The sequence below is a fragment of the Streptomyces sp. NPDC046862 genome (assembly GCF_040704615.1).
Classification (GTDB): domain Bacteria; phylum Actinomycetota; class Actinomycetes; order Streptomycetales; family Streptomycetaceae; genus Streptomyces.
Genome location: NZ_JBEYXP010000112.1, coordinates 1 through 11,865, shown reverse-complemented (window position 1 = coordinate 11,865; position 11,865 = coordinate 1). Strand labels below are relative to the sequence as shown.

Here is an 11,865-nt window from a genome sequence, read left to right as displayed (position 1 = left end):
CGTAGCGGCTGGGGTGCTCCCCCGTGCAGGTCAGCGCTTCAGCGCTCCACTGCGACGACGGCGTACGTCGTGTCCGGCGTCGGCGTGGTGGTGAACCGGGCGTTGGGCAGGTAGAGCGTTCCCTTGTGGGCGGCCACGGTGGTCGGTACGTCGAAGTCCGGGGCCGTGAGGCGCTTCTGGAAGACACCGCTGGTGCCGTCCGCGGCCAGCGTGAACACGTCGATCGCGTTCTGGCGGTTCTGCACGACGTACAGCGTCCGTCCGATCAGCAGCAGCCCGTCGCCGTTGGTGAGCGGGGCCGCGTCACCGAGGTCGACGAGTCCGGTCACTCCGGTCCTCGGGTCGACGCGATGGAGGCCGCCGACCCCGGACTGCACGACGAGGAGCGCCTTGCCGTCGGGGGTGCGGGTGATGCCGTTGGCGTTCACGGTCTCACCGGGGACCTGGCTCCAGTCACCGCTCAGGGTGACCGTCACGACGTCCTCCGGGCGCGGCAGCGCACCGCCCCGGCCGAGCGGCAGGGCGTACAGCGCGGGCTGGAAGGAGTCCGTGAACCAGGCCGTGCGCGGCGTCAGGAACACGTCGTTGGTGAACGTCGGGGTCGCCGTGGTCAGCGTGTACGAGGCGAGGATCTCCCCCGTGCGCACGTCGACCACGCGGGCTCCCTGACCGCGCCCGGCGACGAACAGCCGCCCCCGGTCGTCGAGTTTGAGGCCCACGGACGGCGTACCGGGTCCGGCCGAGATGATCCGGCCCTCTCCGGTGCGTAAGGAGGCGCGGTAGATCGAGCCGTCGCCGAGCGAGCCGAGGTAGGCGTACGGGCCGCCGCCGATCGCGATGCCCTCGGGGCGGAAGCCGTCGGGCAGCGGAATCAGGGAGGGCCGGGTCCGTGCGGAGTGCGGGGCCGCCTCGGCGGGTGATCCGAGGAGTACGGCACCGGCGGTGGCCGCTCCGGCCGTGAGCAGCCCTCTCCGGCTGAAGTGTGGTGCGGGGGAAGAGTGCGGGGGTGTCACTGCGTGTCCTTCCGCGTGGGAACCGGCCAGTTGGCCGGTCCAACGGTCAACTTCCTCTGTCACCCCATCACATGTCGTATGCCACCGCAGCAACAAGCAGCCGTCCGACAGCCTCTTGACAGGATGAAGGGGCGCTTCCCGCACGGGGAAACGCCCCTTTGCCGTGCACGACGGTTACCTCACAGCGGTCACGAATTCACACGTGTCACAGAGGTCACAGCGCCACACCCAGCAGCGCGTCCACCGCACGCGAGACGACTCCGGGCGCGCCCTCGTCCGTACCGCCCCGCTCCTTCTGCAGGTCGGCCCAGCGGTCGACCGCGGCGAGCGCGGCCGGGGCGTCCAGGTCGTTCGCGAGGGCCTCGCGGATCTCCTCGACCAGTGCCTCGGCGGGCGGGCCGTCGGGCCGCGACACGGCCGCGCGCCAGCGGTCGAGGCGGGCGACGGCGTCCGCGAGGACCTGGTCGGTCCACTCCCAGTCGGCGCGGTAGTGGTGGGCCAGCAGCGCGAGCCGTATGGCCGCGGGGTCGACCCCGTCGTGCCGCAGCTTGGACACGAAGACGAGGTTGCCCTTCGACTTCGACATCTTCTCGCCGTCGAGCGCGACCATCCCGGCGTGGACGTACGCCTTGGCCATGGGGAACTCGCCGGTCAGTGCCTGGGCGTGCGAGGCGCCCATCTCGTGGTGCGGGAAGGCCAGATCCGATCCCCCGCCCTGGATGTCGAAGCCCATGCCGAGGTGGTCGAGGGCGATGGCGACGCACTCGATGTGCCAGCCGGGCCGGCCGCGGCCGAGCGAGCCGCCGTCCCAGCTGGGCTCGCCCTCGCGGGCGGCCATCCAGAGCATCGGGTCGAGCGGGTTCTTCTTGCCCGGGCGGTCCGGGTCGCCGCCGCGCTCGGCGGACAGCAGGCGCATCGCGGCGGCGTCCAGATTGGAGACCTTGCCGAAGTTCGGGTCGGACTCGACGGAGAAGTAGACGTCCCCTTCGAGTTCGTACGCGGCGCCGGCGTCGCGCAACCGCTCGACGAGCGGGACGATCCCGGGTATCGCCTCGACGGCCCCGATGTAGTGCTGCGGGGGCAGCATCCGCAGGGCGGTCATGTCCTCGCGGAAGAGGGCGGTCTCCTGCTCGGCGAGGGCCGCCCAGTCGACGCCGTCCCGCTCCGCTCGCTCCAGCAGCGGGTCGTCGACGTCCGTGACGTTCTGCACGTACTGGACCTGGCGCTTGGTGTCGAGCCACACGCGCTGAACGAGGTCGAACGCGTTGTAGGTCGCCGCGTGACCCATGTGGGTCGCGTCGTAGGGAGTGATCCCGCAGACGTAGAGACGGGCGACGGGGCCGGGGTCCAGGGTGACGGGACCACCGGTCGCGGTGTCGTGGATCCGGAGGTCGCGGCCCTTGCCAGGCAGGGCGGGGACGTCGGAAGCGGGCCAGGCATGCATGTCATGAGCCTAACCGGACGGAAGTTCCGCATACGAACCGGACCGGGGGCGGATGGCCGGGAAGGCGGTCTTGTGTGTTACGTCCCGCCGTGCATGGTTGGTGTCTCGGGGTTGTCGCCCCCGCCGCCCCGTCCCGTCCCGTCCCGTCTCCGGGGCTCCGCCCCGGACCCCGCTCCTCAAACGCCGGAAGGGCTGAAAGATCCAGGGGCGGCGGGGGCGGAGAAACCGGGTCGGTGGGACGGCGGGCGCGCGGGCGTCAGACAGGGGGCCACGGAATGGCCGGCCACTCCCCGGACGGCTCGGGATGCCTGCCGCCGGCGAGGAGCGCTCCGACCCGCTCACGGAGTGCGTCGAGCTCCACGTCCGTGATCAGCGCGCCCAGCCGCCCGGCCAGCTCTCCCCCGGCCGTGAGCCCGTCCCGCAGCCGGCGGAGAACGTCGAGCGACTCCTCCGTGAGGGGCTCGCCCGCCCACCCCCACAGAAGGGTGCGCAGCTTGTTCTCGGCGTTGAAGGTGACGCCGTGGTCGATGCCGTACAGGCGGCCCTCAGCGGCCGGCAGCAGATGGCCGCCCTTGCGGTCGGCGTTGTTGATGACCGCGTCGAGGACGGCGAGCCGCCGCAGCCGCGCGTCGTCGGCGTGCACCAGGAGGGCCGTCTTCCCCTCGCCGACCTCGGCGAAGCCGATCGCCTTCCAGCCTTCCTCCGGCTCCTCGCCGTCGACGAGGGCCAGGAGCTCGGCGCCCGGCTGTCCCTCGATCCACAGCTGGCACATGCCCTCGCCGTACGGCCCCTCGCGCAGCACGGTGGGCGGTACGAGGCCCCAACCGGTCGCCTCGGAGACCTCGAACGCCGCGACCTCGCGCTGGGCGAGCGTCCCGTCGGGGAAGTCCCACAGGGGTCTCTCGCCTGCGACGGGCTTGTAGATGCAGGCGGCTTCCCTGCCCTCGTACGTCACCGTGCAGTACAGCGCCGCGTTGGACGCCTCGCGGATGCGGCCGCGCACGGTCAGCTCGCCCTTGGCGAGCAGTTCGGCGGACGTCACGCTTCGCGACGGTATCCGTTCTGGCGCGGACATACGTGTCCCTCCGGGTCGAGCGGCAGGCTGCACAGCGGGCACGGCGGGCGTCCCGCGTTGACGACGTCGAGGGCGCGCTTGGCGAAGGCACGGGCCTGCGTGCCGCTGAGCCGGACACGGAGCATCGGCGGGCCGTTCTCCTCGTCCTGGAGCAACTTTTCCTCGGCCTCGGCCAGGTCCTCCTCGGAGTCGGCGTCCAGCTCCACCAGGGCCTGTGCCTCGACGATCATGCGCTGCTCGTCGCCGTCCCAGGCCAGCGCCATGGTGCCGACCCGGAACTCCTCCTCGACCGGCGTCTCCAGCGGAGCCGTGTCGGAGATCTCACTGGGTGCCACGGCAGGGACAGAAGCGCTGCCCCCACTGCGCCGTACGACCTCGTCGAGCAGTTCGTCCATGCGCTCGGCGAGCGCCGCGACCTGGGTCTTCTCCAGGGCGACGCTGGTGACGCGCTGCCCTGATGAAGCCTGCAGGAAGAAGGTACGGCGCCCGGGCAGCCCGACCGTACCGGCCACGAAGCGGTCCGGGGGGTCGTAGAGGAACACCTGACGGGACACGTCCTGTCTCCATTGGAATCGACGTCGGGACCGGCCGCCGCGGCTGCTGCTGACACGCGCTGTACCGCTGCGACCGCTTCACCCTACTGCGGTTGACGATCACGGTGCGCCCGCGTCGCCTCCGACCGGAGCGTCGGTGCCCGGCGGCTCCTCCCGAGGGGCAAGGGACGCGAAATCCCCGGTGTCGCCGAGGCGAACGAGGAACGGCCGCAAGCGGGTGTAACGGATCGCGGTGACGGAGCACGGTTCCACGGAGATCCGCTGGAAGAGGTCGAGATGGAGTCCGAGCGCGTCCGCCACGAGGGACTTGATGATGTCGCCGTGCGAGCACATGACGTACACGGCGTCGGCACCGTGATCGCGCTCCACGCGCGCGTTCCACTCGCGTACGGCCGCCACGGCACGGTCCTGCATCGCCCGCATCGACTCGCCGCCGGGGAACGCGGCCGCCGACGGATGGGCCTGGACGACCTCCATCAGCGGCTCGTCCCCCAGCTCGGCGAGCTTGCGGCCGGACCAGTCGCCGTAGTGCGCCTCACCGATCCGCTCGTCGGTGTGCGGGCTGAGCTCCGGGCGGGCGTCGAGGAGCGGCCGGAGCGTCTCCTGGCAGCGCTGCAGCGGGCTGGTGACCACCTCGGAGATCGGCAGCCCGGCGAGGCGCCCGGGCAGTGCGGCGGCCTGCGCGGCGCCGCGTTCGTCCAGGGCGACGCCCGGCGTCCACCCGGCGAGCAAGCCGGAGGTGTTGGCGGTGGACCGTCCGTGCCGTACAAGGATCAACGTGGGCATGCCGCCCAGCCTAGACGGGGCGCCGGTGTGCTCCTCCGGGGTTCGGGGCACCCGTGGTGCGCTCCCGGGCCGACGACGGAAGGACATGCCCTGTGATCGTCGACTGTGCCGTCTACCGCGACGGACGCCGCACCAAGGGCCCTGAGGACCTGTCCGACGCCCTGGCGGACGCGCGGGCCGCGGGCGGCTTCGTCTGGATCGGGCTGCACGAGCCGACGGAGAACGAGTTCGGCCTGGTCACCCAGGAGTTCGGGCTGCATCCGCTCGCCGTGGAGGACGCTCTGAAGGCGCATCAGCGGCCCAAGCTGGAGGTGTACGAGGACTCGCTGTTCCTGGTCCTCAAGCCGGTCGTGTACGAGCCGGCCGGTGACACCGTCTCCACGGGCGAGGTCATGGTCTTCCTCGGTAAGGGGTTCGTGGTGACCGTACGGCACGGCGAGGGCACTCCCCTCGGGGTCGTACGACGCCGCCTGGAGGACGAGCCCGAGATGCTCGGCAAGGGGCCCACGTCGGTGCTGTACGCGCTCATGGACGCCACGGTCGACCACTACCTGGACGTGGCGACCGAGTTGCAGACCGACTTGGAGGAGCTGGAGGCGGAGGTCTTCTCGCCGGACATCGGCAGCTCGCGGCACACCGCGTCCCGGATCTACGCCTTCAAGCGGCAGGTCCTGGAGTTCCGCCGGGCCACGGTCCCGCTCGCCGTCCCGCTGTCACGGCTCGCCGGCACGGGCCTGTCCGCCACGGCGGTGCCCTTCGTGGACGACCGTGCGCAGCCCTTCTTCCGTGACGTGAACGACCACCTCACGCGCGTGAACGAGTCCGTGGAGGGTCTGGACCGGCTGGTCTCGGACGTCCTGTCGGCCCATCTCGCCCAGATGAGCGTCCGGCAGAACGACGACATGCGGAAGATCTCCTCGTGGGCGGCGATGGCCGCCGTTCCCACGATGCTCGCGGGCATCTACGGCATGAACTTCGAGCACATGCCGGAACTGCACTGGGTGTGGTTCTATCCGGCGCTGATCGCGGTGATGGCCGTGCTGGAGGTGCTGTTGTACGGGCTGTTCAAGCGGCAGGGCTGGTTGTAGTCGCGGCCGCGGGCGGCTGCTTCAGGTGTGGTTTCGTGGCGTACGCGCGCGTGGAGCCGTTTCGGGGGCCACGCGCGCGTGCCCGTCGGTCACGCGAACTCGGGCTCCGGGGTGGCCGGTCCGCCGAGCGCGTCGCGGCGTTCGGGCATCTTCAGGGAGACCATGCGGCGCCAGCCGCCGAGCCTCTCGTACAGGTAGACGGCGTGGATGCCCGCGGCGAGGACGGCGGCCTTGGGCCTGGACCAGCCGAGGACGCGGCCCATGTCGGCCATCACGGCGAGGCTGACGTCACGGTAGATACGGATCTCCGCGAGGGCGCACTCGCGGAGGGTCCGCTGGATCACGCGGCCGTGACCGGCCGCCGCGAAGCGCAGCAACTCCTCGTGGCAGTACGCGAGGTGGTTGTCCTCGTCGTTGGAGATCATCCTGACCGCGCGCCCGACGTCGGGGTGGTCGGCGAAGTGCTTGCGCAGGAGCTCCATCTCCTCGGAGGCGCGCTGTTCGGTGACCCTGCTGTGGGCGAGGTACGTGACGATGTCCTGGACGGTGAGCGGCTGGTCGCTCTTGAGTTTCTCGTGCGGGAGGCCGATGCCGTTCCGCTCAAGGATCATGGTGTAGTCGGTGGCGGGCGGGACCTCGACGGGTTCGAGGCCGCGCTTCTTCATGAGGGCGTTGAAGATGCGCCCGTGCTTGTCCTCGTCTGCGCCGTGGCGGGTGATCTTGGGTGCGAGAGCGCGCTCGCTCCGCGGGACGAGCGCGGCGATGCGGGCGTTCTCCCAGCCTCCCTGCGACTCCCCGCTGGCGGCGATGGAGCAGAACAGCCGGAACGACTCGTCGTTGTCGAGGATCTCCTGGAACAGACTCTTGGCCGAAAGCATCTGAGGCACCTCTCTGCAGGGTTCCGCAAAGAACGAGTCAAATGCGGTGGCAGGGGTGCGGCAACACGTGTGGCGGACAAATCCGCCGAACGGTGGACGGGAAGGGTCGAGGCGCGCGTACTCCCGGGTGCGAGGCGCGCGTAACCAAGCGGTGTGGAGAGGCGTTGTGTCCCGTGACGGCCGTGGCGGGGAAGACCCCCGAGCCCCCACCACGGCCGCGGAACATCCCTCGTTCCGTTACGCGAGCCCTGCGCGCTCCAGGGCCTCGGAACCGGCCCGGAGCGAGGCGACCCGCTCCTCCAGCGTGAAGCCCGCGGGTGCCAGCGTGAGCGTGGTGACCCCGGCCTCGGCGTAGGCCTTCATACGGTCGGCGATACGGTCGACGGAGCCGAGCAGCGTGGTCTGGTCGATCAGCTCGTGCGGGATGGCCGCCGCGGCGCCCTGCTTGTCGCCGGACAGGTACTTGTCCTGGATCTCGGCGGCCTCCTTCTCGTATCCCATGCGCTGGGCGAGCTGGTTGTAGAAGTTCTGCTTGCGGCTGCCCATGCCGCCGACGTACAGCGCCGTGTACGGGCGGAAGGTGTCGGCGAGGGTGGTCACGTCCTTGTCGTCGCCGACGGCGAGCGGGAGCGTCGGGCAGATGTCGAATCCGTCGAGGGTCCTGCCGGCCTTCTCGCGCCCGGCCCGCAGGTACTTGATCGCGGTCTCTTCGAGGTGGGCGGCGGAGGGGAAGATGAGGAGGGCCCCGTCGGCGATCTCACCGGTCTGCTCGAGGTTCTTCGGCCCGATGGCGGCGATGTAGAGCGGGATGTGCTCGCGCTGGGGGTGCACGGTGAGCTTGATCGGCTTGCCGGGGCCGCCGGGGAGCGGGAGCGTCCAGTGCTCCCCCTCGTAGGAGAGCCGCTCGCGGGTCATCGCCTTGCGGATGATCTCGACGTACTCGCGGGTGCGGGCGAGGGGCTTGTCGAACTTCACCCCGTACCAGCCCTCGGAGACCTGGGGGCCCGAGACGCCGAGGCCGAGGCGGAAGCGGCCGCCGGAGAGCGAGTCGAGGGTGGCGGCGGTCATCGCGGTCATCGCGGGCTGGCGGGCCGGGATCTGGAAGATGGCCGAGCCGACGTCGATGCGGTCGGTCTGGGCGGCGACCCAGGTGAGTACGGTGGCCGCGTCCGAGCCGTAGGCCTCGGCGGCCCAGCACACGGCGTAGCCGAGCCGGTCGGCCTCCTGGGCCACGGCGAGATTGTCCGCGTCCATTCCGGCGCCCCAGTAGCCGAGGTTGATCCCGAGCTGCATGGCCTTCCCCTTACCGATCAGTAACGTGCGTGGTGGGCTCGACCTTAGCGTGGGGGTGGGTTTTCTTCGCCCCCGCCGCCCCTACCCGTCCCATCACCGGGGGCGCTGCCCCTTTCGACCCCGCACGGGGCTCCGCCCCGGACCCCGCTCCTCAAACGCCGGAGGGGCTGGATTGTGCTGAACTGCGCGACCAGCCACACACAACCCGCGGCAACCCACCCACCCGCGGAAATCGGTTGTCCACAGGCTTCCCACGCCGCCAGTTCCGGACAGTAGTGTCGCGTTCATGGAGCAGAGGCATCTCGGCCGTACCGGCCTGCGTGTGTCCCGGATCGGGCTCGGCACCCTGACCTGGGGACGTGACACGGACGAGCACGACGCCGCGGACATGCTGAAGGTGTTCTGGGAGGCGGGTGGCACGCTCGTCGACACGGCGGACGTGTACGGGGACGGCGAGTCCGAGTATCTGCTCGGGCGGCTCATGGAAGGACTCGTGCCACGCCGCGACCTGGTCATCTCGACCAAGGCGGGCAGCGTGCCGGACCCCGACCGCCGCTTCGACGGCTCACGCGGCCATCTGCTCTCCGCGCTCGACGCCTCCCTGACCCGCCTCGGCACGGACTACGTGGACCTGTGGCACGTCCACGCCTACGACACCGACACCCCCCTGGAGGAGACGCTCCAGGCGCTCGACCTGGCGGTCAGCAGCGGGCGGGCGCGGTACGCGGGAGTGTCCAACTTCTGCGGCTGGCAGCTCGCGAAGGCCGCCACATGGCAGCTCGCGGCTTCGGGCATACGCACCCGCCTTGCCAGTACGCAGATGGAGTACTCCCTGCTCCAGCGCGGCGTGGAGCGGGAGGTGCTCCCCGCGGCCCTGGACCTGGGCGTCGGGCTGCTGCCGTCCTCTCCGCTCGGCCGCGGCGTCCTCACCGGCAAGTACCGCCACTCCACGCCCGTCGACTCACGGGGCGCCTCCGAGCACCTGGCCCCCTTCGTCGCGCCGTACCTCGACGAGACGGCGAGCAGCATCGTGGACGCGGTGCAGACGGCCGCGGACGGTCTCGCCGCGAGTCCGCTCCAGGTGGCCCTCGCCTGGGTCCGCGACCGTCCCGGTGTGGCCGCCCCGATCATCGGCGCGCGCAACGCGCAGCAGCTCACAGGGGCGTTGTCAGTGGAGGCACTTACTCTTCCTGACGAGATCTGCCGGGCTCTCGACGACGTGTCGGCGCCCTTGCACCGCTATCCCGATCACGACTGGAGCACGCTGTGAGCACGGAGCCCGAGACCACGGAGACGCCCGAGCCGGGGCACCCGGGCGACGAGAACGCGCCCGAGGGCGGCCCGGAGGCCGCCGGGAGCGGCACGGGCACCGCTGAGGGTGGTAAGGATGCCGCCGAGAGTGGTTCGGACACGGCTGAGAGTGGTTCGGACACGGCCGGCGCCGAGGACGCGGCCGGCGCTCCCGATCGGTCCGAGGCCGAGGCCGAGTTGGCGGCTCAGGAGGTGGAGCGGGAGCGGATCGAGCGGCGCAAGGCCGAGAAGGCGGCGCCGATCGAGAGCGGGACCAAGCTCAGCGGGAAGGCCGCCGACCTCCTCGCGGCCGTGCGGGCCGTGGAGAGCGGCCAGAAGCCGTCCCCGGCGTTCGGCGAGCCGGAGCCCGCACCGCGCAGGCCGGCCGCCGAGCCGGTGCGGCGCCCCCAGCCCACGCCGCCCGCGGCCCCCGCCGCCGCGGTCGCCGCGGTCGCCGCGGGCCCCGCGGCTCCCGCACGCGAGACGGTCGAGGCCGTGCGTGCCGTACTGACCGGGGGCGGCGCCCCGGAGACCCTCGCGCCGCAGGTCGCCGCCGTGCTCGGCGAGGGCGCCGAGGGTGAACTGCGCGCGGATCCCTGGCAGTTGCTGCGGGTCTCCGGCGTGCGGCCCGAGCAGGCCGACGGCTTCGCACGGGCCCTGCTCGGCGCGGAGTGCGGCCCCGACGACGAGCGGCGGACCCGTGCGGTCACCGTCTGGCTGCTGGAACAGGCGGCGCTCGCCGGCCACACGGCCCTGGAGGTCCCGGCCCTGACCGCCGCGCTCACCCAGCGCTCGGTGCCGGACCCGGACGCGGCGGTGCAGAGCGCCATCGCGGAGGGCGAGGCCCTGGCTTTCCAGGACGCCCTCGACGACGGCGCCCCGGCCCGGGAGACCGAGGATGAGGGCGAGGAGGAGCAGGAGCGCCCGGTCCGCGTGCTGCTCGGCCTGGAGCGGTACGCCCTAGCGGAGGAGAGCCTCGCCGACGGGCTGGCCCGAGTGATCAACTCGGTGCCCAAGGAGGACGGTTCGACCCCCGAATGGGAGCGGGCCGCCGCCTCGGCGACGCGTTCCGCGGCGGAGCTGATCGGCGCGGTCGCCGGGCACGGTCTGGTCCTGCACACCGGCGGCGAGGCGTCCCGCACGGAGCCCGCGGCCCTGGTCGCCGCCGCGCGCGCACTCGGCCTGCGCGCGTACGCGGCCGCGCACACCCCGGACGGACGGCGCAGCTTCACGGCGCTGCTCGCCGACGCGGCGGGTGCGGTGGCCGCGGACGACCGACCGGGGCAGGACGGCCCCGCGGTGCACCCCGGTGAGCCGCTCGCCCCCGAGGACGCCGCACAGGACGCCACCTCGGCGGTGGTCACCGTGGCCGGGCTCCTGTCCGGTGCCGAAGGGCCCGGGCGGGACGTGGACGGGGCGCTCGCTCTCGACCTCCTCGTGGTGCTCGACGCCCCGCAGCTCGACGTAGAGGCCGCGGCGGTGCTCGCCGAGTCGCTGCCCGACGGGGCGCGGCTGGTGCTCAGCGGCGATCCGGGAGTGCTGTGGTCCGCGGGTCCGGGGCGGGTCTTCGCGGATCTGCTCGCCGCCCGGGTGTGCCCTCAGATCGCCTCGCGGACGCCCGACCCCGGCCCCATCGGCGAGCTGGTCTCCGGGATCGGCATCGGCGAGCTGAACCAGGTCGACGCGCCCGGCAAGGAGGTCGTGATCGTGCCGGTGCGGGAGGCCGGTGAGGCGGTGCACCGGACCGTGCAGCTCGTCGCGGACTCGGTGCCGCGGGCGATCGGGATCCCGGCCGGGCAGACGCAGGTGATCACCCCGGGCCACGGCGGCGCGGCCGGTACCCGCGCGCTCAACGCGGCGCTGAAGGAGCGGCTGAACCCCGGCCCGGGCCGCTTCGGCGGTTTCGACCCCGGTGACCGCGTCGCCTACTCCCCCGCCCCGGGCCGTACGGTGCCGGGCCGCGTCGTGAAGGCCGACGCCGACGGGCTGCACCTGGAGTGCGAGGGCACCCCCGTCGTCGTACCGAAGGAGCGGGTGGAGCAGGCCGTGCGGCACGGGTGGGCGCTGACCGCGCACCAGGCGGTGGGGCAGCGATGGCCGGCCGCGGTGGTCGTACTGCCCGGTGACGCGGCCCAGGCGCTGACCCGACCCTGGATCTACACGGCCTTCGGGCGCGCCGAGCGCCACCTGTCCGTGGTGCACGGTGTGGAGCAGGCGCTCCCCCGGGCCGTTGCCGAGGTCTCCGCCAAGCCCCGTACGACCCGTCTGCCTGCCCTGCTCAAGGCACAGGTTCCGGCGGCGGGTTGAGACGCTCGAACCGCGCGGCGGCTCCCTCGACGCGCGACGGACACGGCGGGGGGGGGGGGGCCCCCCCCCCCCCCCCGGCCGCGCCCGGGCCGGCCGGGGCCACGCGTACCCCGCGCCGCCCCGCGAAACGAAAGAAA

At 72.3% G+C, this 11,865-nt stretch carries 10 protein-coding genes; 3 read left to right on the top strand and 7 right to left on the bottom strand.

Going from position 1 to position 11,865, the window contains the following annotated elements; genetic code table 11:
* Nucleotides 1–38: 38 nt before the first annotated feature.
* From AB0959_RS52510 to AB0959_RS52490, 5 genes are all read right to left on the bottom strand, one after another.
* Nucleotides 39–1,013: a superoxide dismutase gene (locus AB0959_RS52510; RefSeq protein ID WP_366834126.1), complete on the bottom strand. Its 975-nt coding sequence runs from the start codon at nucleotides 1,011–1,013 to the stop codon at nucleotides 39–41.
* A 214-nt stretch (nucleotides 1,014–1,227) separates the two neighbouring features.
* The gene (gene mshC / locus AB0959_RS52505; RefSeq protein WP_366834125.1) at nucleotides 1,228–2,457 is read right to left on the bottom strand and encodes a cysteine--1-D-myo-inosityl 2-amino-2-deoxy-alpha-D-glucopyranoside ligase; all 1,230 of its coding nucleotides are present in this window, start codon (nucleotides 2,455–2,457) and stop codon (nucleotides 1,228–1,230) included.
* Between the two features lie 256 nt (nucleotides 2,458–2,713).
* Nucleotides 2,714–3,532 carry an SCO1664 family protein gene (locus tag AB0959_RS52500; RefSeq protein ID WP_366834124.1) on the bottom strand — a complete coding sequence of 273 codons (819 nt, stop codon included), beginning with the start codon at nucleotides 3,530–3,532 and terminating at the stop codon, nucleotides 2,714–2,716.
* Nucleotides 3,496–4,086 (bottom strand): DUF3090 domain-containing protein, encoded by a 591-nt coding sequence (locus tag AB0959_RS52495; protein ID WP_366834123.1) that lies wholly within the window; start codon nucleotides 4,084–4,086, stop codon nucleotides 3,496–3,498. The genes AB0959_RS52500 and AB0959_RS52495 overlap by 37 nt, the downstream gene beginning before the upstream one ends.
* Nucleotides 4,087–4,185: 99 nt before the next feature.
* The gene (locus AB0959_RS52490; RefSeq protein ID WP_366834122.1) at nucleotides 4,186–4,872 is read right to left on the bottom strand and encodes a histidine phosphatase family protein; all 687 of its coding nucleotides are present in this window, start codon (nucleotides 4,870–4,872) and stop codon (nucleotides 4,186–4,188) included.
* 92 nt (nucleotides 4,873–4,964) lie between these two features.
* Here AB0959_RS52490 and corA point away from each other — a divergent pair, with 92 nt between their 5' ends.
* Complete coding sequence (corA, locus tag AB0959_RS52485; protein ID WP_366834121.1) at nucleotides 4,965–5,960, top strand: magnesium/cobalt transporter CorA; 996 nt, start codon at nucleotides 4,965–4,967, stop codon at nucleotides 5,958–5,960.
* An 89-nt stretch (nucleotides 5,961–6,049) separates the two neighbouring features.
* Here corA and AB0959_RS52480 read toward each other — a convergent pair whose 3' ends face one another.
* Both AB0959_RS52480 and AB0959_RS52475 read right to left on the bottom strand, forming a co-directional pair.
* Complete coding sequence (locus AB0959_RS52480) at nucleotides 6,050–6,838, bottom strand: ferritin-like domain-containing protein (RefSeq protein WP_366834120.1); 789 nt, start codon at nucleotides 6,836–6,838, stop codon at nucleotides 6,050–6,052.
* 237 nt (nucleotides 6,839–7,075) lie between these two features.
* A complete protein-coding gene (locus AB0959_RS52475) occupies nucleotides 7,076–8,131 on the bottom strand; it encodes an LLM class F420-dependent oxidoreductase (RefSeq protein WP_366834119.1) in 1,056 nt (351 codons plus the stop codon).
* Between the two features lie 286 nt (nucleotides 8,132–8,417).
* On the opposite strand from AB0959_RS52475, the gene AB0959_RS52470 reads away from it, so the two are divergent.
* Nucleotides 8,418–9,401 (top strand): aldo/keto reductase, encoded by a 984-nt coding sequence (locus AB0959_RS52470; RefSeq protein ID WP_366834118.1) that lies wholly within the window; start codon nucleotides 8,418–8,420, stop codon nucleotides 9,399–9,401.
* Nucleotides 9,398–11,728 (top strand): helix-hairpin-helix domain-containing protein, encoded by a 2,331-nt coding sequence (locus AB0959_RS52465; protein ID WP_366834117.1) that lies wholly within the window; start codon nucleotides 9,398–9,400, stop codon nucleotides 11,726–11,728. The genes AB0959_RS52470 and AB0959_RS52465 overlap by 4 nt, the downstream gene beginning before the upstream one ends.
* Nucleotides 11,729–11,865 lie beyond the last annotated feature (137 nt).

Coding starts and splice junctions, on each gene's coding strand:
- mshC (WP_366834125.1), bottom strand. CDS start 2,457: ATGCATGCCTGGCCCGCTTCCGACGTCCCCGCCCTGCCTGGCAAGGGC.
- AB0959_RS52500 (WP_366834124.1), bottom strand. CDS start 3,532: ATGTCCGCGCCAGAACGGATACCGTCGCGAAGCGTGACGTCCGCCGAA.
- AB0959_RS52490 (WP_366834122.1), bottom strand. CDS start 4,872: ATGCCCACGTTGATCCTTGTACGGCACGGACGGTCCACCGCCAACACC.
- AB0959_RS52480 (WP_366834120.1), bottom strand. CDS start 6,838: ATGCTTTCGGCCAAGAGTCTGTTCCAGGAGATCCTCGACAACGACGAG.
- AB0959_RS52475 (WP_366834119.1), bottom strand. CDS start 8,131: ATGCAGCTCGGGATCAACCTCGGCTACTGGGGCGCCGGAATGGACGCG.
- AB0959_RS52470 (WP_366834118.1), top strand. CDS start 8,418: ATGGAGCAGAGGCATCTCGGCCGTACCGGCCTGCGTGTGTCCCGGATC.